Source organism: Sphingomonas sp. PP-CC-3A-396 (assembly GCF_004343105.1).
Lineage (GTDB): Bacteria > Pseudomonadota > Alphaproteobacteria > Sphingomonadales > Sphingomonadaceae > Sphingomonas.
In genome coordinates this window covers 246,423-271,377 of record NZ_SLYF01000003.1, presented here as the reverse complement: position 1 = coordinate 271,377, position 24,955 = coordinate 246,423, and the positions used below count along the sequence as shown (strand labels likewise).

The window sequence follows — 24,955 nt, the reverse complement described above, 5'->3', positions numbered from 1 at the left end:
ACCGGCTCCAGTCTAATCCCCAAGGGGCTGATTATGCACGCATCGACGACACCCGAAACGCTCCCCCCGACACGCTCGCTGTCCCGTTCCGCGCAGATGCGCTGGCTCGGTATCGCGGCCGGCGTGATCGTCGGGCTGGTGCTGATCGTCGTGCTGATCGGCAAGCTCACGCACCACGAACCTGCGCCGGCACCGGTCACGCCCGCGGGGACGTTCCGGCCGACCAGGGACCAGATGGCCGGGCTGACGACGATGCGTGTCGGCTATGGCGCGTCCGATGCGCGGACGTTGGCGAGCGGCGCGATCACCGTCGATGGCGATCGCAGCACGCCGGTGCTGATGCCCTATTCGGGGCAGGTGGTGCGCGTGCTCGCGGATGCCGGGCAGCACGTGACCGAGGGCCAGCCGCTGATGCTGGTCAAGACGAGCGATTTCGTCGATGCGCGTAGCGGACTCTTTGCGGCACGCGCCGGATTGCAGAACGCGCAGGCACAGCTTGCGACGGCGCAGCGCACCGCCGAGCGCCAGCGGTTGATCTACGAGACGGCCGGCGGTGCGCTGAAGGATTATCAGCAGGCGAAGACAGACTTGGCCGCCGCACAGGCGACCGCGCGGACGGCGGCGGCGTCGCTTGGTGCGGCGCGCGACAAGCTGGCGATCCTGGGCAAGTCGCAGGGCGAAATTTCACGGCTTGAGAAAGTCGGCGAAGTCTCCGGGATCCATGACGTGACGACGCTGCACGCACCGATCTCCGGGTTGATCGCGACGCGTGACGTGTCGGCGGGGCAGTATCTCTCGCAGGGCGGTGACAAGCCGGTGATGACGATCACCGATCCGTCGCACGTCTGGCTGATCGCGCAACTCGCCGAGAATGACGCGAGCGCGGTGCATCGCGGTGACAGCGTCACCGTGACGACGCCCGCGCTGCCGGGCCGCAGCTTCCACGCGACGATCGACCTGGTCGGCGCTGCGCTCGATCCGCAGAGCCACCGCCTGCCGGTGCGCGCGACGATCGCCAACCCGGACGGCGCGCTAAAACCGCAGATGTTCGCGAGCTTCTCGATCCAGCGCCCGCATAGCGGCGACGCGTTGCTGGTGCCTGCGGCGGCCGTGATCCACGAAGGCGACGATGCGCGCGTGTGGGTGGTCCGGCCCGACGGCCTGCTGGTCGCGCGGAACGTCACTGCTGGCGAGGAGCAGGACGGGAAGGTCGCGATCACCGCCGGGCTCAAGTCCGGCGAGCGGATCGTCACCACTGGCGCGCTGTTCGTCAACGAAGCCGGTCTCGGCGAATGAACCGGATCGTCGAATTCGCGCTGCGCCAGCGGCTGCTGATCGTCGGCATCTTCGTCGCCATGCTGGTGGCGGGGGGCGTCGGCTTCTACAATCTCAACATCGAGGCGTATCCCGACCCGGTCCCGCCGATGGTCGAGATCATCACCCAGACGCAGGGTCTCTCCGCTGAGGAGATGGAGCGCAACGTCACCATCCCGATCGAGGTCGGCATGGCAGGCATCCCGCATCTGACTGCGATCCGCGCGATCTCGCTGTTCGGGCTGTCGGACATCAAGATCCAGTTCAGCTACGACCTGACCAACGATCAGGCCAAGCAGCAGGTCATCAACCGCCTGTCGCAGCTGCCGCCACTCCAGGGTGGCGCGCAGCCGACGTTGTCCCCGACCAGTCCGGTTGGCGAGATCTTCCGCTACAAGATCACCGCGCCGAAGGGCTATTCGGTGATGGACCTCAAGACGTTGCAGGACTGGGTCCTTCAGCGCCGGTTCAAGCGGATCCCGGGCGTGATCGACGTCACCGGCTGGGGCGGCAAGCTGCGCACCTATGACGTGGTGATCGACAATGATCGCCTCGCCGCGCACAACGTGACCGTGTCGCAGGTGCTGGCGGCGCTCGCCAAGAGCGACGGCAATGTCGGCGGCCAGACGATCAATTTCGGTGCGCAGGCGGCGATCGTCCGCGGCATCGGGCTGATCCAGTCGGTCGGCGGTATCGAGAACGTGCTGGTCGGCACCGGCGGTGGCCAGCCGGTGTTGCTGAAGGACGTCGCGCACGTCCGGATCGGCAACGCGCCGCGGCTCGGCATTGCCGGCTACAACGACCAGGACGACATCGTCCAGGGCATCGTCCTGATGCAGCGCGGCGCGCAGTCGATGCCGACGATCCTCGCGGTGCAGAAGGAAGTGTCCGACATCAACGCGTCGGGGATCCTGCCGCCGGGCGTGCATCTCGACCGGATCTACGATCGTTCCGACCTGATCCACCTGACGATCCACACCGTGCTGGAGAACATGGTGGTCGGCATCCTGCTGATCTTCGCGCTCCAGTGGATATTCCTCGGCAATCTGCGCAGCGCGATCATCGTCTCGGCGACGATCCCGTTCGCGCTCGCCTTCGCGATCCTTATCCTCGTGTTGCAGGGGGAAAGCGCGAACCTGCTTTCGGTCGGCGCGCTCGATTTCGGGCTCGTGGTCGATGCCTGCGTGATCATGGTCGAGAACATCTTCCGCCACATGGTCGAGCGATCCGCGCATGTCGAAAGCGGCAAGGGCCATTATACCTTGGCGAACCGCTTCTCGGCGGTGCTGGGCGCCAGTTCCGAGGTCAGCCGCGGGATCTTCTTCGCCGCCGCGATCATCATCGCCAGCTTCCTGCCGCTGTTCACGCTCACCGGCGTCGAGGGGCACATCTTCGGGCCGATGGCGAAGACCTATGCCTATGCGATCTCCGGCGGCCTGATCGCGACCTTCACGGTTGCGCCGGTGCTGGCGACGCTGCTGCTGCCCGACAAGCTTTCCGAGGTGGAGACGTGGATCGTGGGGAAACTGCGCCGCGTCTACGAGCCGGCGGCGGCGTTCGCGCTCGGCAACCGGGTCGTCGCGATCGGAGGTGCCGCGTTGCTGATGCTGCTCGCGGTGGTCGGCGTGCGGTCGCTCGGGATCGAGTTCTTGCCGCATCTCGAAGAGGGCAACATGTACATCCGCGCGACGCTGCCCGCGTCGGTCAGCCTCGAAGCGGGGCAGCCGGTGGTCAACGGTGTCCGCCGCATCCTGATGCAATATCCCGAGGTGCAGGCGGTGTTGTCGGCACACGGTCGCCCCGACGACGGCACCGACTCGACGGGTTTCTTCAACGCCGAATATTTCGTGCCGCTGAAGCCGTTCGACACCTGGCCGAGCGGCGTCACCAAGGAGACGCTGACCGAGGAACTGTCGAAGCGGCTGTCGGCCAAATATCCCGGCGTCGACTTCTCGTTCTCGCAGATCATCGAGGATAACGTCGAGGAGGCGGCGTCGGGCGTGAAGGGCGCGAACTCGATCAAGCTGTTCGGCCCCGATCTCGCGACGCTCGAGAAATACGCCGACCAGATCAAGGCGCAGATGGGCAAGGTCCGCGGGATCGAGGATTTGGGCGTGTTCCAGTCGCTCGGCCAGCCGACGGTGCGGATCGACGTCGATCGCGCGAGGGCCTCGCGCTACGGGCTGACCCCCGACGACATCAACGCGACCGTCGCGGCGGCGATCGGCGGGCAGTCGAACGTCGATCTGTACGAAAAGGGCACCGATCGCCACTTCCCGATCGTCGTCCGCCTGAAACCCGAACAGCGCGACACGATCGACGCGATCCGCCGCATCACGATCGGCGCGCCGTCGCCCGATGGTGCGGGCACGATCCAGGTGCCGCTGTCCGAGGTCGCCGACGTCAAGCTCACCAGCGGTGCGTCGTTCATCTACCGCGAGCATCAGGAGCGCTACATCCCGATCAAGTTCTCGGTCCGCGGCCGCGATCTCGGCGGGGCGGTCGACGAGGCGCATGCGCGGATCGAGCGGACCGTGCACCTGCCGTCGGGCTATCATCTCGAGTGGGCAGGCGAGCTCGACAACCTCAACAACGCCGTCGCGCGCCTTGAAGTGGTGGTGCCGATCAGCCTGCTGGTGATCCTGCTGCTGCTCTATGCGAACTTCGGCTCGATCCGCGACAGCCTGCTCGCGTTCTCGGCGATCCCGATGGCGATCATCGGCGGCGTGCTCGCGCTGGCGCTGACCGGGACCGCGTTCAGCATCTCGTCGGCGATCGGCTTCGTCGCGCTGTTCGGGATCGCGGTGATGGACGGGATCCTCGTGGTCACGACCTACAACCACGCGGTCGACGAGGGCGCGCGGCGGGAGAATGCGCTCGCGACCACCGTGCGCCACAGCCTTCGCCCGGTCGTGATGACCTGCCTCGTCGCAGCGATCGGCCTGCTCCCCGCCGCGCTGTCGAGCGGGATCGGCAGCCAAGTGCAGAAGCCGCTCGCGCTGGTCGTGGTCGGGGGCATGACGCTCGCGCCGATCCTGATCCTGCTGGTGCTGCCGGTGCTGATCGACCGCTTCTCGAAGCGCGTACCGCCCGAGGACCGCGGCGCGCACGGACGCGACGTCGGCCATCATCCGCATCCGGAGGTCCAAGCATGAAGCGTCTCGCCATCCTCCTGCTCGCCGGCGTCACCAGCGCCTGCACGATAGGCCCGCGCAATCTCGACGCACACGCCAGCCTGCAGCCGGCGCCCACCGCGCAGACCTTCGCGCCGTCCAGCGCCGCCGCCCAATCCACCACCCTCGCGGCAGTACCGACCGAATGGTGGCGGACTTTCGGCAGCACACAGCTCGATACGCTGGTGACCGAGGCGCAAGCGCACGCGACCGATATCGCCGTCGCCGAAGCAACGTTGCGGCAATATCGCGAGCAGGGTTCCGCCACGGCGGGCTCGGCGTTGCCGCAGGCCGACGCAAACTATCAGGCAGAGCGCACGCGGATCTCGAACGCGCTGTCGCCCGCGGTCGCGAACCAGAACCAGCAGCTCTACACGCTCCACACCGCGCAGGTGACGGTAAGCTATGCGCCCGACCTGTTCGGCGGCACGCGCTCGAAGATCCGCTCCGCGCGCGCCGCGACCGAGACGCAGCGGCAGCGGCTCGCGGCGGCACGGGCGACGGTAATCGCCAACCTGGTCGAGGCGGTGATCCAGCGCGCCTCGCTCGCCGAGCAGATCGTCGCGGCGCAGACCGCGATCGCGGTCAACCGCGACATCCTGCAGACACTGGTCAAGCGCCAGCAACTCGGCGCCGTCGGCGCCGCCGACGTCTCCACGCAACAGGCGGCACTCGCGACGGCCGAAGGCGCACTCCCCCCGCTGGTCCGCGCCGAAGCGCATCAGCGCGTGGTCATCGGAACGCTGATCGGGCGCTCGGCAGGCTCGGACATGCCGCCGCTACCGACGCTCGCGTCGTTGACCCTTCCACGCGATCTGCCCCTGATAGTCCCCTCCAATCTGGTCGCAAGACGCCCCGACGTGCTGGCCGCGCAAGCGCAACTCGAGGGGGCAGGGGCCGATGTCGGCACCGCGATCGCCGCACGGCTCCCCGCGATTTCGCTCAGCGGATCGGCGGGCGGCACCGCCGAGCGGTTCGGCGACATGTTCAAGAGCGGCAACCCGTTCTGGACGCTGATCGGCGGCATCACCCAGCCGCTCTTCCATGCCGGCGCGCTTCGTCATCAACAGCATGCTGCGGAGGCCGCATTGGATGGGGCGAAGGCGCAATATCGTGCCGCGGTGCTCCAGGCATTCGGCGACGTGTCCGACGCGCTGACCGGTCTGCGCACCGACGCCGACGCGCTCGACTCCGCCACGCGCGCGACCGACGCATCCGGCCGAGCGCTCGATTTCGTCCGCCGCCAGCTCGCGCTCGGCGACGTCGGCACGCCCGCATTGCTCAACGCGACCGCCACCGACGCGCAGGCACGCGGGCAGGCGGTGCAGGCGCGTGCCGCCCGGTTGGCCGACACGGTTGCGCTATTTCAGGCCGCGGGCGGCGGCGTTTCAGGAGGGTAACACATGGGCGGGATAACAGGCGCGACGAGCGGCAAGTTCGTCCTGATGGCGGCTACCCTGCTGTTCCACGGCCGGGTGGACAACGCGCCTACGACGATCGCGATCGTTCCCGGCGCACCGCAATCAGCGATCGGCACGAGGCTGGCCAATCGGATCGCACACCGCGACCGGGTCAAGATCGGTATCCGCGCAGAGTATCTCTACGCGCCGATCGCCGCGGTCGAACCGGCCCCGGCGGACAGTGCAGACCTCCGGATCGGTCAGGATATCCTCGACGCGCACCCGATCGAGATCGACTTCCCGCACCACGAACTCCGCCTGTTGCTGCCGGGCGAGGCAGCGCGCGCCGAACGCGGCATGACCGCGATCCCGGTCACGCACCAGGCGGACGGTACGATGACGGTGCCGCTGACGCTCGACGCCGCGCCACCAACCGCTGCGGTACTCGACCTTGCGCACGCCACCGCCGTGACCGCGCCGACCGTAGCCACCGCTGTCATGCTCGGCCATTCGATCCTCAAGAACGTCATGGTCGTGCACGGCGCCAGCCCATCGGTCGGGCTCGGCGCGTTTAGGGACATGCGGGTAATCTTCGATCTCGGTCACGACCGGATCTGGGTAGCGCCGTAACAAAGCTTGGCGTCGGCGCGATGTCGGCGCTAACCGCGCGGTCATGGCCGCCCTGTCGATCCTCATCGTTCTTCATGACTTCGCCCTGGGCGGCACCGAACGCGTTGCCGTACGCCTCGCCGAAGCGTGGGCAAAGCGCGGCGTCCAGGTCACCATCCTTGCCGGATCGGACGCAGGGCCGCTGCGCGGTCTGGCGGGGGAGCGGGTAGACGTCGCGCTTGCCGATCCGCCGATCCCGCGCAGCCGCGGATCGCGCCGTCGTCTGGCGCACGCGGCCCGCGCCTTCGTCGCACCGCGCCGGTTCGACGGCGTCTTCATCCCCGGTAATTTCCACTGGCCCGTCGCCGCCGCGCTGGCCGGATCGGGCATACCCGTCGTCGCGCAGGTCAGCGCCGCGCTCGACAAGCCGCAGCGCGGTCGAGTGCGGCAATGGGCGTTCGAGCGTCGGATGCGATATTTGCTACGGCACGTGCAGGCGGTGGTCGCGCTGTCCGACGTCGCGCGCGATCAGGCCGACCGGATCCTGCGCCGCCGCGTCGCCACGACGATCGCGTTGCCCGCGCTGACCGACGATATCGCGTCGCCGATCCCAATCCCGGAAACGCAGAGCCCGGCGATCCTGGCGGCGGGGCGTCTGGTGCCAGAGAAGGGGTTTGCGCGACTGATCGCAGCGTTCGCCGCGTTACCCGAAAAATCGGCCCGGCTGGTGATCGTCGGCGACGGCCCGGAAGCGCACGCGCTTCGGCGGCAAGCCGAGACGCTGGGGATCGCCGATCGGATTGCATTCCCGGGCTATGTCGCCGACATCCGGCCCTGGCTCGATATCGCGCGGCTGTTCGTGCTGCCGTCCGATTTCGAGGGCTATCCGGCCGTGATGGTCGAGGCGCTGGCGGCGGGCAGGCCGGTCGTGGCGACCGATTGCACGCCAGCGACGCGATTGCTCGACGCACCGGGGGCGGGCAAGGTGGTACCGCTTGGCGACACCATCGCCCTGGCGCAGGCGATCACGCAGATGCTGTCCCAATCGCCGCCCGATGCGGCGCAACTGGCAGCATCGGTTGCGCACCACCGGATCGGTGCGGTCGCTAAAGCCTATCTCGATCTGTTCGCGGCGGTGCGCGCGTGAGCGCTCTGCCGATGCGGATCGCCTATGTGATCAACTCGGTCGAAGGCGGCGGGGCCGCGTCGCCGGTGCCCGCGGTGCTCGGGATATTGCGCGACGGCGGGGCGGAGGTGGCGGTGTTCGCGCTGACCGCACGCGACCGCCGCGGCGAGACGGCGATGCGCGCCGCCGGGTTCGACGTGCAGGTACGCGACGGCGGCGAGACCGATCATGTCGCGGCGCTTCGCTGGCTCGATGCGACACTCCGCGACTGGGCGCCGACGCATCTCTGGACGTCGCTGACCCGCGCAACCCTGCTCGGGCAGATGATCGGCCTGCGTCGCGGCTGGCCGGTCGTCAGTTGGCAGCACGCCGCGTTCCTCAAGCCCGCCAACCGCGTCCTGCTGCGCGCGATGCAGCGTCTGTCGCGACTGTGGGTGGGCGACTCCACTGCGGTAACCCGGCTGACCGCGGAACGGCTTCACGTTCCGTCCGCGCGGCTGGTGCAATGGTCGATCTTCCGCGCCGATCCGAACGCGCGACAGGCAACCCCGTGGCAGGAAGGGCAGCCCGTACGCATCGGCAGTCTCGGCCGTCTCCACCCGGTTAAGGGCTACGACGTGCTGATCGAGGCGCTCGCCTTGATCGAAACGCGCACGCCGTACGAGATCGTCATCGCCGGTGACGGAGCAGAACGCGCAGCGCTCGAAGCCCGCGCCCAAGCGCTCGGGCTGACAACGCTGCGGTTCGCCGGTTACGTGGCCGACCCCGCAGCGTTCCTCGCCAACTGTCATGTCTATGTGCAGCCGTCGCGATCGGAGGGGTTATGCGTTGCCGCGCACGAGGCGATGCAGGCGGGGTTGCCGGTCGTCGCCTCGGCGGTCGGCGAACTCCCCGGCACGATCGTCGAGGGCGAAACCGGCTTGACCGTTCCGCCCGGCGATCCCGTCGCGTTGGCACAGGCGCTGTCATCGATGCTGGCGAGGCCGGCGCAACTGGCGGTGATGGGGCAGGCCGGCCGCACCCGCGTTCTGGCCACCTTCGGACCCGAGCGGTTCGCCGCGACCGGGCTGGCTATCCTCGAACGGATGCGCGCTTTCGGACTGCCCGACCGAGTTTCCTGACTTCGCGGACGGCTTCGATCGAAAGCCCGTGCAGCGACAATTCGGTGCGCTTCATATCGACCAAAGTCACCGGTCCCGCTGCCGACAGCGTGTGGAACCCCTCGGCATACGGCGCGCACGATACCGGAGGCTTCAGCGCATCGCCGATCTCAGCCTCGAACCGCTCCGGTGTGAGCGTCTTCATCGTCAGCGGCCGGATCGCGCCGCCATAGGTCCGGCTGCAATCCTGCACCGGCAGCACGATCTGGCCGTCGACCACCAGCGGCATCCCGCCGGGGCGGGCGCTCGCAACGTCGACGCGCACCGGATTGGCGGCATGCGGCATCCACGGGCCCGCCAGTCGCTCGGCATAGGCGACGTGAAGCGCGCTCATCTTGTCCGGTTCGCGGTCCGCCGACGTATAGAACAGCCACCACCGCCCGTCGTGAAATACCGGCGTAGCATCGACCGCGACGTGATCGAGTTCGATCACATGCGCTGGCTCCCACCGGGTCGGGAATTCGACCGCGCGATATAGAGTCAACCGGCGCGAGCGGTGCGCCTCGGGCAGCATCCACGTTTCCCCCTCCGCCTCGAACACCAGCGGATAGGAAAGATGCCAGGGCTCGTTCAACACCGGCTGGCGGTCAACCAAGCGGAAATCGGCATCATAGACCAGCACTTCGATCGCCCCGATCCGCACGCGGTAGTCGTAGGTCTCGACGAACACGTACAGCCGCCCGTCGCGCCACAGTCCGAACGGGTCGGCGAGAAACTGGAAGCTGCCCATCGGCGGCAACCACATCATCGGCAAGCCCGCGATCGAGCCACGTGCGACGATCGCCTCGGCAGTCGCCATCACGATGGCGGGGCGCCAGATATCCTTGCGTAAAGCCACGATGGTCGATCGATCCCAAATGCCACGCCCGGCAAGGACGCCACGCCGGCCTTCTCGCGGCGGTTCAGGCTACGCGCAACCCCTGCAATCCGATCGCCGTCTCCGGTTCGCGCTCCGGCAGCACGCTCGGAATCGTATCGCCAAGCACGCTCATCACCGCGCGCGCCGCACGCACCGCGGAGCGCTCCGCGGTCAGCTCGAAGCTGCGCTGGAATAGCGCACGCTGGACCGGACGATAGCGATCATGCTGCGCCACCGCGCGGTCGAGCGCATCGCCGAGTCCGTCCGTGCCGGTCACGACCTCGCCCGCCTGCCAGTGCGCATAGTTCGCATCGCCGTCCCATTTGGTCGCATGCGCGTCGAGGAACAGGCACGGCCGCGGGGTGTGGAGGAACTCGTACACCTGGCTGCTGACGTCGCCGAGATAGATGTCCGCCGCCGCAGTGTAGGTCATGTCGGTCGAGGCCGCGCTGCCCAGATCGACATGGATGTTCGGCGCATCGCGGAAACGCTGCTCGATCACGCCGGCACGGTCGATCCGGAACTTGTCGATCGTCAGCACGAACTTGCGGTGGAACAGCATGACGTGCGGTGCGAAGATCAAATTGTAGCGGTCGTCGTGGAGGAAATGCTCGAGCACCGCACGGCCCTGCGCGTACCAGGACGACAAATGCGGCGACGGATGCGGATTATACAGCACCGTGGGCTTGCCGTTCGCCTGGAACGGCAGACGCGGCGCAGGCTCCGGCATCAGGTCGAACTTGGGATAGCCGATCAGGCTCATCCGGTTGAACGGCACGCCGGCCTCGCGGTGAAGGCGCTGGCGGATCTTGGTACCGGAAACGAGCACGTGATCGAATGTCGCGCTATGCTTGTTGAAGCCGATCGCGCGGTCGCCGGCGCCATGCCGCGTGTGGATGATCTTGAGATCGTCGAGGCCGTAGCGCGTCTTCAGCAAAAGCGACGTCTTCTCGGCAACGACCAGCGCATCGAGCGATCGAAAGAAATCGAGATTGTCGCGGTAGATGCCGATCTTGGTCACCGGCAGCGCCCATTCGAGCGTGCTCGCCAGCGCGCGCGTCGACGTGCGGTGAAGGCCGAGTTCGACGAGCGGAATGCTGACACCCAGCCTTGCGCACAGCCGCCGGACTTCGTCGGTCAGCCGGGCATTGGTGGTCGCGACGACGATCTCCGCATCCGGATAGCCCTCCGCCATCGCCAAGGCGGTTGGTAGGGCGTGCGCGACCTGATGCACTTGGTCGTGATTGAACAGAAAACCGATCTTCATGCCCGGTAGACGTTCCCGAAGCGGCCGACCCTCATTAAATATTTCGTCACTTTGCGGGTTGGGCGGAACTTTCTGTTCGTCGCTGCAACAGGAGGAGTCTAAGCGCTCGCGATGCGCTCGCTCCTCAACCGTATGACGTCTCGTGAGGTGCGACCCGCGAAATCCGAACGGGCGTTCGAACGGACGGCTGAAACGCGGTCTGGCCTGCGGCTCGTCCTCGCGAACCTTGGTCATCTGCTCGGGGGCAAGGCGGCCGCGGGGGTGATGAGCCTCGTTTATCTGGTGCTCGTGACGCACCGGCTGGGGGCGGCTGAGTACGGCGTGCTGGTGCTGGTCAACGCCTATGCGGTGCTGATCGGCAGCGTGCTGGCATTCTCGGGTTTTCACGGCGTGGTGCGCTATGGCGGGATTGCGCTCGAAGCGGGCGATCGTGCCGGGTTCGCGCGGATCGTCCGGTTCCTCGCGGCGATCGAACTTGGCTGCGGCGCGGTGGCGGTGATCGTCGCCGCGTTGCTGGTGCCGTTGATCGGGCCGCGGCTCGGCTGGTCGCCGGACACTATTCGGATCGCCATTCCGTATAGCCTGGCGGTGATCGCGACGGTCCGTGCGACCCCGCAGGGCTTGCTCCAGATTGCCAATCGGTTCGACCTGATCGGCATCCACCAGGCGGTGTCGCCGCTGATCCGGCTCGTCGGCGCACTCGGGGTATGGTTCGCGGGCGGCGGGTTGATCGGCTTCATCGCGGTCTGGCTGATCGCTGCCGTTGCCGAGGGGCTGGCGATGTGGGGTTTCGGCTGGGTGGCATGGCGCAAGCTGGCCGCCGGGGAACCGTTGCGCGGCCCCTGGCGCCACGCAGCACGCGACACCGATGGCCTCAGGCGCTTCATCCTCATCACCAATTTCGACATCACCGTGCGCGAGCTCGCGCCGAATCTCGCCCCGTTAACAGTCGGCTGGTTGCTCGGACCGGCGGCCGCGGGGCTGCTTGCGCTAACCCAGCGCGCCACGTCTCTGCTCGCCCAGCCGACGGTGTTGCTCAGCCAGGCGAGCTACGCCGTGCTTGCCGCCCAGGTTGCCCGCAATGATCTGGCCGCGCTCCGGCATACCGTCTGGCGGAGCGCCGGTCTGGCACTCGCGATCGGAGTGCCGATCGTGGCGGTCCTTGCATTTGCCGGCGATCGGCTCCTGGTGACGCTGGGCGGCGCGAGCTTCGGCGGCGGTACCGTCCTCCTGATCCTGATCGCCGGCGCGCGTGCCGCGGGGCTAGCAAGCGCGCCACTCGCATCGGGTTTGACCGCGCTTGGCTTGCCGGGGCGGTCGATGACCGTCGGGGTGGTGACCAGTCTCGCGCTGTACCCGCTGTTGCCGGCGATGCTCTGGGCGTTCGGTACCGATGGGGCGGGATGGCACGCTCTGCTCCAGAACGGTGCCGCGATCGTCGCGCTTGCGCTGATGTTCCGCAGCGACGCAAAGGGTCGACCGGCATGACCATAGGCGGGCTCCGTGCGGTTTTCCTCGCCGAGCGGGCGATGCTCCTGCGGTTGCTCGTCGCGCGGCTCGGGAGCGTCGAGGAAGCGGAAGACGCGTTGCAGGATCTCTGGCTTCGGCTGGAAACCGTCACCGGCGGCCCGATCGCCGAACCGCTCGGCTATATCTGCCGGATGGCGAACAACATCGCGGTCGACCGGCGTCGTCGCGCGATGCGGCGCACCGATCGCGATACCGACTGGCTCGAAACGCAGGCGACCGCGGACGAACATCCCGACGCCGAACGCGCATTGATCGCCCGCGACCGGCTTGCACGAGTCGAGGCGACGCTTGCCGGCCTGCCCGACCGTGTCGCGACGGCGTTCCGCCTGTACCGGTTCGACGACCTGCCGCAGAAGGCGATCGCCGAACGGATGGGTATCACCGTCAGCGGCGTCGAGAAGCTGCTGCACCGCGCCTATCTGAGAATCCACTTGCAGCGCAGCAATTCCGGTGTGGATATCACGCCGGCCAAACGTCTCCCTCATGAGGAGGACCAGCGCGATGGTCGATGAGTGGACCGACCAGGGAAGAGCAGGCGCAGCGGCGGACCAGGCGGTGGCGTGGCACCTTCGCTTGCCCTCCGCCGATGCGGACGACTGGCAGGCGTTCACCGCATGGCTCGAAGCCGATCCGGCGCATGCCGATGCCTATGATGCGCTGACCCGCGCCGATGCGGAACTGGACGATGCGCTGACGCCACCCGACTGGTCGGAGACAACGCCCCGCGATCGGTCGGAGACGACGTCCCGCGTCGCGGCCAACGACGATCGCCCCGCACCGCGCCGTCGCTGGGTGCTTGCGGCGTTGGGTGGTGTTGCCGCCGCGGGTATCGCCGGTGTGATGCTGCCGTTGGAGACCGACCCCGCGGTGCGGATCGTCGAGACGGCGCGTGGCGTCCGTCGCGCGGTCATGCTCGCCGATGGCAGTCGGATCGACCTGAACGGTGGCACGCGACTGGCGATCGACCAAAGTGCCGTACGGCGGGTGACGCTCGAGCGCGGCGAAGCGACCTTTCACGTCACGCACGATCCTGCGCACCCGTTCGTCGTCCAGTCGGGCGAAATGCGGCTGCAGGACGTCGGTACCGTCTTCAATGTCGCACGCGTCGGCGCGCATCTCGGCGTTCAGGTGGCCGAAGGTGCGGTGATGTTCCAGCCCGATGACGAGCGGATCATGCTGACCGCGGGTGCGGCCCTGTCGCACCTCGACGGTCAGGCGCCGCGCCTGTCGGGAGTCGCGGTCGACGATGTCGGCAGCTGGCGCAAGGGACGGCTTGTATTTCAGCAGACTCCGGTAAGGCTGGTCGCCGCCGCGCTGGAGCGCAGCACCGGGACGGCCATCAGTGTCGCACCGGCGCTTGCGGACACGCCGTTTACCGGATCGATCGGAGTCACGGGCGGCGCGGATCGCCTGATTCCCCGCGTGGCCGCGCTGATCGGGGCTCGGGCGGAGCACGTCGATGGTCGCTGGCGTCTGGTCGGAGGCCATGCCGGTCCGTAAACTTCGCCTGGCCATTTCGCTGCTCGTCGCCCCGTCGTTCGCATTGTCCGTGCCCGCTCCCCTCCAGGCGGCGGCGCGACGGCCGATCGCCATCGCGCCGGGTCCACTCGATCGCGCGATCGGTGTGCTCGCACAGCAGACCGGGGTCGATATCGGCAGTGCCGAGCCTGGGTTGGGGCAGGTCAGCGCGCGCGGCGTCCAGGGACGGCTGACCGTCGCCGATGCGCTCGATCGACTGCTCGCGGGTACGGGATACACGGCGCAACGGCTCGCCCCGGACGGTTTTCGGATCGTTCGTCGCCGGATTGCGCCACGTCCGGTGCGGCGTTCGCCCCAGTCCGTAGCGCCCGACCGGCCGCCGATCATGCCGGCCGTCGCCGAGCCGACGCCCGATGTGGTCGTGACGGCGACGAAGCGCGCGACCTCCCGCCTTCGTTTTCCGGGAGCACTGACGATCTTGCGCGCCGATGGCACCGCGCTGATCGGCGCCGACGCAACCGGCGGGATGGACCGCGCGATCACCGCCACGCCGATCCTCCAGGGGACCGCGCTCGGGGCGGGCCGCAACAAACTGTTCATCCGCGGCGTCGCCGACAGTAGCTTTACCGGCCCGACGCAAGCGACCGCCAACGTCTATTTTGGCGAGGTGCCGGTCGCCTATAACGGCCCGGACCCCGGGCTGAACCTGTACGACGTCGATCAGGTGGAGGTGCTCGAGGGGCCGCAGGGAACGCTGTACGGCGCCGGTGCGATCGGTGGCATCGTCCGGCTTGTCCCGCACCCGGTCGATCTGACACCACAGGCCGGCAGCCTGTCGGGCGGCGTCAGCACCACCCGATCGGGAGCGCCGGGCGGTGATCTCGCCGGCATGATCAACCTGCCGATCCGCACTGGGGTCGTCGGCGTGCGCGCGATTGGCTACACGGTCGTCGAAGGCGGCTATATCGACGACGTGCGCCGCGGCTTGCGCAACGTCAATCGCGTGGAGACGACCGGCGGACGCCTCGACGTGCGGGTCGCACCGGCGCGAGGCTGGACGATCGACGCCGGGATCGTCGGGCAAAACGTGTCCGCGCCCGACCTTCAATATGCCGAACGCGGTGCCGGTCCGCTGGCGCGAGCCTCGCTGCTCGCCCAACCCTTCGAGCAGCAGTATTTTCTCGGTCGCCTCGTCGTCGACAAGCAGTGGGACGACGGCCTGCATCTGGTCTCTGCGACCGGTCTGGTCCACCGTGACGCCGAAAGCCGGTTCGATGCCACCAAACCCAGCCAGCCGACTTTGCCGATCGCCTATGATACCGACGAGCGCAGCCGGCTGTTCTCGCACGAGACGCGGCTGTCGCGGACGGGGACGAACGGCGCCGGGTGGCTGGTCGGGGTCGCGGTGATCCACGCCCGCGATGCCTATGCCCGCATGTACGGCGTTCCCGACCGGCTGCGCGATATCGTCGGCGTCACCAACCGGACGTTCGATGCCGCGATGTTCGGCGACGTCGGCGTCGCGGTGACACCGGCGCTGACGATCACCGCAGGTGGACGCCTGACCCACCAACGGAGCGACGGCGATCCGATCGCCAGCTTGCGTACGACCAATTTCATCCGCGGCCGCAGCGTCACCCGGGTCGATCCGACGCTTGGCGCGTCCTGGCTCCTCGCTCCCGGACTTGCCGCGTTCGCGCGCTATCAGTCCGGCTTCCGGACCGGCGGGATCACCGTCGCCCCGGGTGTTGGCCGGGTCGCCGATCTCGTGCCCGACAGCATCCATGTCGGCGAGATCGGACTTCGCCGGGAACGCAAGGGGCCGCTTGGGTTGTCCGGATCGATCGGTTTTTCCGTGGCCGACTGGCGGCATATCCAGGCTGATCTGGTCGATCGATCGGGCTTTCCCTTCACCACCAATCTCGGCAACAGCCATATTCGTGGTGCCGAGGCGAGCCTCGACTGGGTACCGGTGGCGGGGCTGAGCCTCGACGCGGCGATGTTCCTCAACGACACGCGGGTCACCGACCCCAATCCCGCGCTGCGGCGTCAGGTCGGTACCAGATTGCCCAATACGCCGCCTTTCGCGGTATCGGGCGGCATAAGCTACACCTGGGTACTTGGCACTGAATCACACATGAGCACCAACGCCACCTGGCGCTATGTCGGCCGCTCGACGATCGGGACTCAAGCGCCGCTCGACGTGTCACAAGGCGAATATGGCTCTACGCATTTCGGTACGACATGGTCGAAAGGACGCGTCCGACTGAGCGGTACGATCGAGAACGTGTTCGACGTCAGGGGCGATCGCTTTGCCGGCGGTAACCCGTTCGTCCTGGCCGCGCGCACCGAATATACCCCGCTGCGACCGCGCACGGTCAGACTCGGGGGCAGCATCGCGTGGTGATGACCTAGCGGATCGGCTTGAGCGACCCGCCCTGGAGATAGGTGAGCGTCACGGGAACGACCGTCGTACCGTTCCCGACGCGGACCTGAACCGTCTTCGGATCTGGTTTGCGCGAGAACAGCATGTCGAACAACGTCACGTGCGGGTTCCCCGATGCGCCACCGCCGTCGCTGCGATCGGTCTTGCCGTTCGCATTATAGTCGTGGCGAACGTCGACCGCATACACGCCAGGCCGCGCGACCGGCATGCAGACCGCGACGATGCCGTCACGCGGTACGGCGATCTCGGTCCGCAGCAACGCATGCTTCTTGTCGAAATAGCTCGACGGCGCACCACCGAACACGCGCACGCGAACGGTCCCGGCGCGCGACTTGAAACCGGCGACCTCGACCAGAAGCGCGGGATGGGCGCTACCGGGCGCGCACTGTGCAGCGTCCGGGCCGATCGGCCGGACAGCCGCGCTCGGCGCCATCAACAGCGCCGCCAAATATAAGCTTACCATGGCTGTGGAAGTGGGGCGTCGGCAGCCTTGTGCAAGATGCGGAGCACCGTGCGCCTCTGTTACCCACCTCAGTCCGGGGTGCCGGCTTTGGGGTGCGCCGCTACCGGCGACGCACCCCGTCCGACATCAGAAGCTCACACGTCCGCCGAGCGACAGCACGACCGCCGAGGCGTTGCGCAGCGCACCCGATGTCAGGATGTTGGTCTGCGCGGCGGTACCGACATACGCCGCCGTGATGCGGTCGATCGTCGTGTTCTCGAAGTCAACATATTGCGCGGCGGCGTCGAGCGCGATGTGCGGCGACAGCAGGTACGAGCCACCCGCTGCATAGGTCCAGCGATCGGCGTCGGGCACGCGTGCGTCGCGCGAGCCGTCCTGCGTCGGCGACTTGGTGCGCTGCAGACCTGCCCGCACGGTGAGCTTCGGCGTGACGTCATAGTCGAGGCCGCCCGCGAGGCTCCAGCTGTCCATGTAGTTCTCGGGGATCGCGGTGTTCAGCGGTGCGCCGAGATCGATCGTGTCGAACTTGCTCCAATTGTACGCGACGACCTGCGCGTTGAGCGTCAGCTTGTCGGTACCGCGGAACCGGCCTGCGACGATCACCTGACCCGGGGTGTTGAAGGCGGCCTTGGCGCCCGACACGGTCGTGTTCGACGACGCAAGCGGACCGACGAGGCCGCTGACCGTGAGATCGCCCTTCAGATTGTGCCGGATGCTCGACTTGTAGCTGACGCCGACCGTCGCGAAGTCGTTGTGGAGCTGCACGCCCGCTGTCCAGCCGAAGTCCCAACCGTCGCCGCTCAGTTCCTGGCGACCATCGGGCAGCGCCGCGGAAAGGTTGGGGAGCGCGTTGCTGAGCGTCGCGTCGGTATATTCGACGTTCAGCGCACCACCGACGCGGAGCCAGTCGGTCACGACGACACCAACCGACGGCTGGATATCGATTGTCCGCAGCCGCGTCTTGTCGGCGCTGTAGCGGGCCCAGCTATCCCCATCATAGTTGGTCGTAAAGCTGAACGGCGAGGTCACCGCAAGGCCGATGGCGATCCGGTCGGTCAGCGGATAGGCGATCGCCCCCGATGGCACGATGCCCTTGTTGATCGGATCGCGCGAGTTCGACTGGCCGCTGATCCCGGTGCAGGCCTGACCCGGGCGGCAGATCCGCGTGCCGGTGTCGACGACGTCACCCTTCGGCAGGATCGCGGACGCGCTGAGCGTCGCGCTGCCGTCGCGGATGCCGGCGATCGCGGCCGGGTTCCACCACAGCGAGTCAGGACCTGTGTCGGCGCCTTCGCCCGAGAACGCACGGCCTGCGCCGCGTGCGGACTGCGCCTGGAGATAGAAGGCGTCGGCATAGGCTGTGCTGGCGAAGCCGAAGGCGGACACGAGAGCGGATACCGCGAGAAGCGGAGCTTTGTTGCGAAGTGTCATGGGTAAGGTCCTGAAAGCTGTACTAATAGGGGGAAGGTGGAGGTGGAGGTGGAGGCGGGGGCGTGGCCTCAGCGCACGCGCGTCCAAGTCTGCGTCTTGCAGAGCGGGAAGAAGACGCAGCCGCGCAGCTTCAGCTGGTTCGCACCGAGTGGCGTGATCTTGCCGCTATAGGTCTTGCCGTCCTCGGCATTGTAGACCTGGCCGCTGCTCCAGACGCCGTCCTTGTCAGGCTTGAACCCGCTAAGCATCTGCATGCCCTGGATCGGCCGGTTGCGCAGCGCGGTGTTCGCATTGTTCGCATCCTTCATCGAAGGATTGGCGCGCAGCGCGTCGGAGGTGAGGATCTTGCCGCAGATCGACGGGCCGCAGCGGGCGATCTCGACGATGGCGTTGTGCGTTTCGGTCTTCCAGCGACCGATCACGGTCTCGGGCGTCGCGGACGCGCCGGCGAGCAGGGCAGTGATAAGCAACAGGGACATCTTCTATCCTCTCCTAGTGTCGTTTGATGGAGCCGTATGCGTACGGTCACCAAATTTCTCGTCAGGTCGTCGACGTTATCGCGACCTTGTTGCCGTATACGGCAGTTATTGGTCCCGACTAGAATTGTACGAAGACAAGTCAAGTCTTCTTACCGATTCCAGCGGGTGAAAAAGTGTTCATCCACCCACTGGTCATTCCCGCGGAGGCGGGAACCCATATGGGCCGAGGTCGCGATAGGGACGCACCGTTGGCCAGTATGGGTCCCCGCCTGCACGGGGATGACGGAGGTCAGTTCCGCAGTGGCTTGCCCGTCTGCAACATATGCACGACCCGCGCCTGGGTCCGCGGGTCCTTGACGCTCGCCATGAACGCCGCGCGCTCGAGATCGAGCAACTGGTCCTCCGTTACGGTATCGACCAGATCGGCCTCGCCGCCCGTCAGCACTTCCGCAAGACGATCCGCGACGACGAGGTCATAGTCGGTCGCCATGCCCTTCTTGTGAAAGTCCGCCAACGCCATGTTCAGGCCCGTCCGGCCGCTCTCGCCCGCCAGACGGAAGGTCGGCTTCTCGGGCGCCGCATAGCCCTCGACCAACGACAGCGCCTTGGCCTTCGCATCCGCCAGCAACCGGTCGCGGTTCATCGTGATGCCATCGTCCTTGCGCAGGATCATCATCTCCTTCGCCTCCGCCGCCGACTTGGCGACCTGCGCGGTGGAGATCGCCTGGAACACCTTGGTCAACACCGGCATCGGTCCGTTTGGCAGCGTGCGAGACTTGGTCCAGCGGTCGAGCATCTCTCCGTTGCCGCCCCAGCCGGGGACGAGACCGACGCCGCACTCGACGAGCCCCGCATAGGTTTCGGCATGCGCCTGCACCGCGTCGGCGTGGAGCAGAATCTCGCACCCACCGCCGAGCGCCAGCCCGGCCGGCGCGCTGACGACCGGGAAGGGCGCGTATTTGAGCGCCTTGTACGCCTGCTGACCGCCAGAGACGCTGGCCTCGACCATGTCCCAAAGGCCTGCTCCGACCGCGAACATCGCCGCGCCCAAGTTCGCGCCCGCCGAGAAGTTCGAGGCTTCGTTATACACCACAAGCGCCTTGAAGCGCTCGCGGACGACCGGGATCGCCTCGTTGATGAGCGCCACGACCTGGTCGTCGAGCGCGTTCATCTTGGTGTGGAACTCGAGCGCCGCGACGCCGTCGCCGACATCCCAGAGCGACGCCGACAGGTTCGTGAGGATCGGCTGCGAGCGGAGCTTGATGTCCTCCAGCAGTTCGACACCGTCCGCGCGCGGCACGTCGGCATACTCGCCAGCAGCCGTGAGATACTGACGCTGCCCGTTCTCGACGCGGTAGAACGGTCGGTCGCCCGCGGTGGTCAGGATCGCCGGAACATTGCGACCTTCGGCAGCAAGGCGAGCAGCGAGCACACCCGGCCCCATCCGGTCGATCAGCTCGAACGGCCCGTATTTCCAGTTATACCCCAGCTTCATCGCGTCATCGATCGCGACGACGTCGTCCGCCGCTTCGCCGACCAGCATCGCCGCATAGGACAGCGTGTTGCCGAGGATCGACCACGCGTAGGTGCCGATCTTGCCGGGCTCCGCGATCAGTGCGGCGAGGTCCTTGCCGGTCTTGCCGGGTAGCTCAGCCGGCTTGGCCTCCGGGCGATACTCACCAGTCGCGAGATCGAGCGACAGCTTCGTGCGGGTCGCCTTGTCGAAGCGGTAGAAGCCACCCTTGCCCTTTCGGCCAGTGAACCCTTCCGCGATCATCTTGTCGACCAGCGGCAGCGGACGGACCGTATCGAAATACGGATCGCCAGCGGGGAGTGTGGAGGACAGGCTCTTCGACAGCAACGGCATCAAATCGACGCCCACGAGATCGACCAGCCCGAAAATCCCGGTCTTCGGCACGCCCATCGGACGGCCACCGATCTGGTCGGCTTCCTCGACGGTCAGCCCCTGGTCCATCGCGGCATTGATCGCGATCGCCAGCCAGTAGGTGCCGATGCGGTTGGCGATGAAGCCCGGCGTGTCCTTCGCGCGGACGATCCGCTTGCCCATGAAGCGATCGACGAAATCCTCGACCTTCTCCGCGACCGCGACGTCCGTATGCTCACCACGGACGATCTCGACCAGCCGCATGTAGCGCGGCGGGTTGAAGAAGTGCGTGATGAGGAAGTCGGCCTTGAACTGGTCCGACCGGCCCTCGACGAGGTTGCCGAGCGGGATCGTCGAGGTGTTCGACGACACCGCGGTGCCCGGACGCTTCAGCGCCTCGAGCTTGGCATAGAGCGCCTGCTTGATGTCGAGCCGCTCGACGATCGCCTCGACGATCCAGTCGCACTCCGCAACGCGATCCAGATGATCGTCGATGTTGCCCGTCTCGACCAGCTTGGCCGCACGCTTCGACATGAACGGGGCGGGGTCGGTCTTGAGCATCTTGTCGACCGCGCCCTTCGCCACTGCGTCGCGATCGTCACCCTCACGGGGGACGATGTCGAGCAACAGCACCGGGATGCCGGCGTTGGCGACCTGTGCCGCGATGCCCGCACCCATCACGCCCGCGCCGATGACGCAGACCTTCTTGACCTGATCGACCATCATGCGCGCTCCAGCACCGTTGCGATGCCCTGACCGCCGCCGATGCACTGGGTGGCGAGCGCATAGCGGCCGCCTTCACGCGACAACAACGAGGCAGCCTTGCCGACGATCCGCGCGCCGGTGGCGCCAAGCGGATGGCCGATCGCGATCGCGCCGCCGTCGAGGTTGATCGTCTCGTCCTTCAGCCCGAGATCGCGGATGCAGGCGATCGCCTGGCTCGCGAACGCCTCGTTGATCTCGACCACGTCGAGGTCGGCAACGGTGATCCCGGCCCGCTCCAGCGCCTTCTTCGACGCACCGATCGGGCCGAGCCCCATCGTCTCGGGCGCGCAACCCGACACGCCGATCGACTTGATCCGCGCGAGGATCGTCAGGCCGTGCTTCTTCGCGAACTCTTCCGAGGTCACCAGCACTGCCGACGCGCCATCGGTCAGCGGCGACGACGTGCCGGCGGTCACCGAACCGTCCGCGCTGAACGCAGGCTTCAGGCCGGCGAGCGCTTCGGTCGTCGTGCCGGCGCGGATCGTGCCGTCCTGGCTGACTGGGCCCGCCTTGGTCTGGATCGTCACGATCTCGTCGGACAAGCGGCCATCGGCACGCGCCGCGGCGGCCTTGTCCTGGCTCTTCACCGCGAATGCGTCCTGTTCGGCGCGCGTGATCTGGTATTGCCGCGCGACGTTCTCGGCGGTCTCGCCCATGCCCATGTATGCGCCGGCGCTCTTCTTCGCGAGCTCGGGGTTGGGGAGGGGGTTGTAGCCGCCCATCGGCACGCGGCTCATCGATTCGAGCCCCGCGCAGATGAACGCCTCGCCCGCGCCGACCGCGATCTGGCCATAGGCGATGTGGATCGCGCTCATCGACGATCCGCAGAACCGGTTGACCGTCATGCCGCCGACCGAGATCGGCAGGTCGGCGATCTGCGCGATCAGCTTGGCGACGTTGAGACCCTGCTCGCCTTCGGGAAACGCGCAACCGAGGATGATGTCCTCGATCGCGGCGGGATCGACGCCGGTCTTATCGAGCAGCCCGCGAATCGTCTGTGCGGCGAGATCGTCCGGACGGACGCGGGCGAGCTCGCCCTTGCCGGCGAGGTGGAACGGCGAACGGGCGTACCCGGCGATGACGACGTTGGTCACGATGATCCTCTCATATTGCGGTCGACCCGGTTAACGCTTGCGGGTTACCCTTAAGGTGCGATACCTCACCTTTACGTCAAGGTGAAGCGGCCGACAATATGGCTTACGCACACCATGTTATGGAGAGCGAGATGCAGGACACTTCCGGGGGCAAGGCGATCGGCGTACCGTTGCTGGGCGAGCCGCGGCTGCTGGGCGACATGCTCGACCTGTCGGTGCGCCGGTTCGGGTCGCGCAACGTGCTCGACTTCATGGGCCGGACGCTGACCTATGCCGAGCTCGGCGAGCAAGTCGACCGGGCCGCGAAGGGGCTCCAGGACCTTGGTGTCGTGAAGGGCACGCGCGTCGCGCTGTGCCTGCCGAACACGCCCTATTATCCGATCCTGTTCTTCGCGATCCTCAAGGCCGGCGGCGTCGTCGTCAACGTCAACCCGCTCTATGTCGAGCGCGAGCTGGCGCATCTGCTCGAGGATTCGGGCGCGACGATCATCGCCACCTGCGACATCGCCGAAATCCACGCGCGCGTCCTCAAGGTCGCAGGGCAGATGGGCGTGAAGCACGTCATCACCTGTCCGATCGCCGGCGCGCTGCCGACGCTGAAGTCAATCGCCTACCGCATCTTCAAGCGCGCCGAGATCGGTCGGGCACCGACTGACGCGCGCCATTCCACGTTCGACGCGCTGCTCAAGGCGAAGGGTACGCCGTCCCCCGTTACCGTTTCCCCGGACGAGGTCGCGGTGCTGCAATATACCGGCGGCACCACCGGCGAGCCCAAGGCAGCGATGCTCAGCCATGCCAATCTCGTCGCGAACGCGGATGCGATGGTCGTGTTCGTCGGTGGCGAGCAACCGCACCAGGACCGCGTGCTCGGCGCACTGCCGCTGTTCCATGTCTTCGCGCTGACCACCGTGCTGACCTACTCGATCCGCACCGGCGCGGAGATGATCCTGCTACCGCGCTTCGAACTGCAGCAACTGCTCAAGACGATCGACCGCACCAAGCCGAGCTATTTCCCTGCGGTGCCTACGATCTACGCGGCGATCACCACGGCGGCGGAGACCCAGAAGATCGACCTGTCCTCGATCCACGCCTGCATTTCGGGCGGTGCGCCGCTGCCGGCAGAGGTGCGGATCGCGTTCGAGGCGGCAACCGGCGCGAAGCTGTGCGAGGGGTATGGTCTGTCGGAAGCCTCGCCGATCATTACGTGCAACCCGATCGACGGCCTCAACAAGCCAGGCTCCGCGGGGCTGCCCTTTCCCGGCACGACGATCGAGATCCGCGACCGCGAGGACCCGACCAGGCTGCTGCCCGTAGGTGAGAATGGCGAGATCTGCGCGCGCGGGCCCCAGATCACGCAGGGCTATTGGCACAAGCCCGCTGCCACCGCCGAACTGTTCGCGGACGGCGCGCTGCGCACCGGCGATGTCGGCCATCTCGACGCGGACGGCTACCTGTTTATCGTCGACCGGATCAAGGACCTGATCCTCGCCGGCGGGTACAACGTCTATCCGCGCGTGATCGAGGAGGCCTTGTACGAACACCCCTCCGTGCTCGAAGCCGTCGTCATCGGCGTACCCGACAAATACCGCGGGCAGGCGCCGAAAGCGTTCGTCGTGCTGGCCGAAGGTACGGTCGCTACCCCGCTCGAACTGCGCGATTTTCTTAGGGACAAGATTAGCAAGATCGAGCTTCCCCGCGAGGTCGAAATCCGCGACAGTCTCCCCAAGACGCTGATCGGCAAGCTATCCAAAAAGGAACTTGTCGCTGAAGAGACCGCAAAGGCGGCGGCGTCGGAGGCGAGGGGAGTGGACGCGTGAACGACCGACAGGACGATCTTACCGGCATACAGGAAGTCTCGCGCATGCTCGGCGTGAGCGCGCGGACGTTGCGGTTCTACGAGGACAAGGGGCTGATCGAACCGTGTAGGATTGGCACGACGCGGGTCTACACGCGGCGTGAAGTGGCGCGGATGCAGTTGATCCTGCGCGGCAAACGCCTCGGCTTCACTCTGCGCGACATCGAGGAGTTCCTCGACCTCTACGACGCCGACCCACAGCATGTGGAACAGATGCGCGCGCTGGCCGAACGCTGCCGCCAACGGATCGATCTGCTCGACGCGCAACGCGAGGCGATTGTCCAGACCCGCGACGAGCTGGAGAAGATCGAGCAGGAAGCGCTGGCGAGGATCCCGGACGGGTCGGTCTAAGGCCTACGGGACGCCACCGCCCTGAAACTGCACTACCCCTCGAAACTACACCACCCCGGCGAAGGCCGGGGCCCAGTTGGAGAGGTGGCAATAACGAAGCGCAGCGCCAATCAGTGACGTCTCCCAATTGGGCCCCGGCCTCCGCCGGGGCGGTGCGCGCCGTACGGATCGAGGAACCTCACAATACAATCCTCCCCCGCTAGGGGGAGGTGGCCGGCACTTGCCAGACAGAGGGGGAGGGAAGGACAACGTAGGTTCCGTATCCTCCC

At 67.0% G+C, this 24,955-nt stretch carries 19 protein-coding genes; 12 read left to right on the top strand and 7 right to left on the bottom strand.

What is annotated here, in order from left to right:
• The first annotated feature begins 33 nt into the window (after positions 1 to 33).
• The 6 genes from C8J40_RS07410 to C8J40_RS07385 are packed head-to-tail and all read left to right on the top strand — an operon-like array spanning position 34 to position 8,743.
• A complete protein-coding gene (locus C8J40_RS07410; protein WP_132896452.1) occupies positions 34 to 1,296 on the top strand; it encodes an efflux RND transporter periplasmic adaptor subunit in 1,263 nt (420 codons plus the stop codon).
• Positions 1,293 to 4,469 (top strand): CusA/CzcA family heavy metal efflux RND transporter, encoded by a 3,177-nt coding sequence (locus C8J40_RS07405; RefSeq protein ID WP_132896451.1) that lies wholly within the window; start codon positions 1,293 to 1,295, stop codon positions 4,467 to 4,469. The genes C8J40_RS07410 and C8J40_RS07405 overlap by 4 nt, the downstream gene beginning before the upstream one ends.
• On the top strand, positions 4,466 to 5,887 hold the full coding sequence (locus tag C8J40_RS07400) for an efflux transporter outer membrane subunit (RefSeq protein ID WP_132896450.1): 1,422 nt from the start codon (positions 4,466 to 4,468) through the stop codon (positions 5,885 to 5,887). The genes C8J40_RS07405 and C8J40_RS07400 overlap by 4 nt, the downstream gene beginning before the upstream one ends.
• Positions 5,888 to 5,890: 3 nt before the next feature.
• Entirely contained in the window at positions 5,891 to 6,517 is a 627-nt protein-coding gene (locus C8J40_RS07395) for a hypothetical protein (protein ID WP_132896449.1), read from the top strand.
• Between the two features lie 43 nt (positions 6,518 to 6,560).
• Entirely contained in the window at positions 6,561 to 7,643 is a 1,083-nt protein-coding gene (locus tag C8J40_RS07390) for a glycosyltransferase (protein WP_132896448.1), read from the top strand.
• Positions 7,640 to 8,743 carry a glycosyltransferase gene (locus C8J40_RS07385; protein WP_347812459.1) on the top strand — a complete coding sequence of 368 codons (1,104 nt, stop codon included), beginning with the start codon at positions 7,640 to 7,642 and terminating at the stop codon, positions 8,741 to 8,743. Before C8J40_RS07390 ends, C8J40_RS07385 begins: the two co-directional genes overlap by 4 nt.
• On the opposite strand, the gene C8J40_RS07380 is transcribed toward C8J40_RS07385, so the two are convergent.
• A complete protein-coding gene (locus tag C8J40_RS07380; protein ID WP_132896447.1) occupies positions 8,694 to 9,620 on the bottom strand; it encodes a formyl transferase in 927 nt (308 codons plus the stop codon). The two genes, C8J40_RS07385 and C8J40_RS07380, sit on opposite strands and share 50 nt — an antisense overlap.
• Before the next feature lie 64 nt (positions 9,621 to 9,684).
• Positions 9,685 to 10,908 (bottom strand): hypothetical protein, encoded by a 1,224-nt coding sequence (locus tag C8J40_RS07375; protein ID WP_243693256.1) that lies wholly within the window; start codon positions 10,906 to 10,908, stop codon positions 9,685 to 9,687.
• Between the two features lie 111 nt (positions 10,909 to 11,019).
• Here C8J40_RS07375 and C8J40_RS07370 point away from each other — a divergent pair, with 111 nt between their 5' ends.
• From C8J40_RS07370 to C8J40_RS07355, 4 genes are read left to right on the top strand one after another with little or no spacing between them, the layout of a single operon-like run.
• Positions 11,020 to 12,396, top strand: a complete 1,377-nt coding sequence (locus C8J40_RS07370) for a lipopolysaccharide biosynthesis protein (RefSeq protein WP_243693255.1) — start codon at positions 11,020 to 11,022, stop codon at positions 12,394 to 12,396.
• Positions 12,393 to 12,950 (top strand): RNA polymerase sigma factor, encoded by a 558-nt coding sequence (locus C8J40_RS07365; RefSeq protein WP_243693254.1) that lies wholly within the window; start codon positions 12,393 to 12,395, stop codon positions 12,948 to 12,950. The genes C8J40_RS07370 and C8J40_RS07365 overlap by 4 nt, the downstream gene beginning before the upstream one ends.
• The gene (locus C8J40_RS07360) at positions 12,922 to 13,938 is read left to right on the top strand and encodes a FecR domain-containing protein (protein ID WP_132896446.1); all 1,017 of its coding nucleotides are present in this window, start codon (positions 12,922 to 12,924) and stop codon (positions 13,936 to 13,938) included. Before C8J40_RS07365 ends, C8J40_RS07360 begins: the two co-directional genes overlap by 29 nt.
• Complete coding sequence (locus tag C8J40_RS07355) at positions 13,898 to 16,324, top strand: TonB-dependent receptor (RefSeq protein ID WP_132896445.1); 2,427 nt, start codon at positions 13,898 to 13,900, stop codon at positions 16,322 to 16,324. Before C8J40_RS07360 ends, C8J40_RS07355 begins: the two co-directional genes overlap by 41 nt.
• Before the next feature lie 4 nt (positions 16,325 to 16,328).
• Here the strand turns inward: C8J40_RS07355 and C8J40_RS07350 are convergent, their stop codons facing one another.
• From C8J40_RS07350 to C8J40_RS07330, 5 genes are all read right to left on the bottom strand, one after another.
• The gene (locus C8J40_RS07350; protein WP_243693253.1) at positions 16,329 to 16,826 is read right to left on the bottom strand and encodes a DUF2141 domain-containing protein; all 498 of its coding nucleotides are present in this window, start codon (positions 16,824 to 16,826) and stop codon (positions 16,329 to 16,331) included.
• 126 nt (positions 16,827 to 16,952) lie between these two features.
• The gene (locus C8J40_RS07345; protein WP_132896444.1) at positions 16,953 to 18,257 is read right to left on the bottom strand and encodes a porin; all 1,305 of its coding nucleotides are present in this window, start codon (positions 18,255 to 18,257) and stop codon (positions 16,953 to 16,955) included.
• 68 nt (positions 18,258 to 18,325) lie between these two features.
• Positions 18,326 to 18,736: a DUF2147 domain-containing protein gene (locus C8J40_RS07340; protein WP_132896443.1), complete on the bottom strand. Its 411-nt coding sequence runs from the start codon at positions 18,734 to 18,736 to the stop codon at positions 18,326 to 18,328.
• Between the two features lie 289 nt (positions 18,737 to 19,025).
• Entirely contained in the window at positions 19,026 to 21,344 is a 2,319-nt protein-coding gene (locus C8J40_RS07335) for a 3-hydroxyacyl-CoA dehydrogenase/enoyl-CoA hydratase family protein (protein WP_132896647.1), read from the bottom strand.
• Positions 21,344 to 22,480, bottom strand: a complete 1,137-nt coding sequence (locus C8J40_RS07330; RefSeq protein WP_132896442.1) for a thiolase family protein — start codon at positions 22,478 to 22,480, stop codon at positions 21,344 to 21,346. Before C8J40_RS07330 ends, C8J40_RS07335 begins: the two co-directional genes overlap by 1 nt.
• Positions 22,481 to 22,611: 131 nt before the next feature.
• Between C8J40_RS07330 and C8J40_RS07325 the strand changes: the two genes are divergently transcribed.
• A complete protein-coding gene (locus C8J40_RS07325) occupies positions 22,612 to 24,297 on the top strand; it encodes a long-chain fatty acid--CoA ligase (protein ID WP_243693252.1) in 1,686 nt (561 codons plus the stop codon).
• Positions 24,294 to 24,686: a MerR family DNA-binding transcriptional regulator gene (locus C8J40_RS07320; RefSeq protein WP_132896441.1), complete on the top strand. Its 393-nt coding sequence runs from the start codon at positions 24,294 to 24,296 to the stop codon at positions 24,684 to 24,686. Before C8J40_RS07325 ends, C8J40_RS07320 begins: the two co-directional genes overlap by 4 nt.
• Positions 24,687 to 24,955 lie beyond the last annotated feature (269 nt).

Excerpts from the sequence above, each read along its gene's own strand:
- C8J40_RS07350 (WP_243693253.1), bottom strand. The coding sequence starts at position 16,826 with ATGGTAAGCTTATATTTGGCGGCGCTGTTGATGGCGCCGAGCGCGGCT.
- C8J40_RS07400 (WP_132896450.1), top strand. The coding sequence starts at position 4,466 with ATGAAGCGTCTCGCCATCCTCCTGCTCGCCGGCGTCACCAGCGCCTGC.
- C8J40_RS07410 (WP_132896452.1), top strand. The coding sequence starts at position 34 with ATGCACGCATCGACGACACCCGAAACGCTCCCCCCGACACGCTCGCTG.
- C8J40_RS07345 (WP_132896444.1), bottom strand. The coding sequence starts at position 18,257 with ATGACACTTCGCAACAAAGCTCCGCTTCTCGCGGTATCCGCTCTCGTG.
- C8J40_RS07355 (WP_132896445.1), top strand. The coding sequence starts at position 13,898 with ATGGTCGCTGGCGTCTGGTCGGAGGCCATGCCGGTCCGTAAACTTCGC.
- C8J40_RS07365 (WP_243693254.1), top strand. The coding sequence starts at position 12,393 with ATGACCATAGGCGGGCTCCGTGCGGTTTTCCTCGCCGAGCGGGCGATG.
- C8J40_RS07390 (WP_132896448.1), top strand. The coding sequence starts at position 6,561 with ATGGCCGCCCTGTCGATCCTCATCGTTCTTCATGACTTCGCCCTGGGC.
- C8J40_RS07395 (WP_132896449.1), top strand. The coding sequence starts at position 5,891 with ATGGGCGGGATAACAGGCGCGACGAGCGGCAAGTTCGTCCTGATGGCG.
- C8J40_RS07375 (WP_243693256.1), bottom strand. The coding sequence starts at position 10,908 with ATGAAGATCGGTTTTCTGTTCAATCACGACCAAGTGCATCAGGTCGCG.
- C8J40_RS07340 (WP_132896443.1), bottom strand. The coding sequence starts at position 18,736 with ATGTCCCTGTTGCTTATCACTGCCCTGCTCGCCGGCGCGTCCGCGACG.
- C8J40_RS07360 (WP_132896446.1), top strand. The coding sequence starts at position 12,922 with ATGAGGAGGACCAGCGCGATGGTCGATGAGTGGACCGACCAGGGAAGA.
- C8J40_RS07325 (WP_243693252.1), top strand. The coding sequence starts at position 22,612 with ATGCAGGACACTTCCGGGGGCAAGGCGATCGGCGTACCGTTGCTGGGC.
- C8J40_RS07370 (WP_243693255.1), top strand. The coding sequence starts at position 11,020 with ATGCGCTCGCTCCTCAACCGTATGACGTCTCGTGAGGTGCGACCCGCG.
- C8J40_RS07405 (WP_132896451.1), top strand. The coding sequence starts at position 1,293 with ATGAACCGGATCGTCGAATTCGCGCTGCGCCAGCGGCTGCTGATCGTC.
- C8J40_RS07335 (WP_132896647.1), bottom strand. The coding sequence starts at position 21,344 with ATGGTCGATCAGGTCAAGAAGGTCTGCGTCATCGGCGCGGGCGTGATG.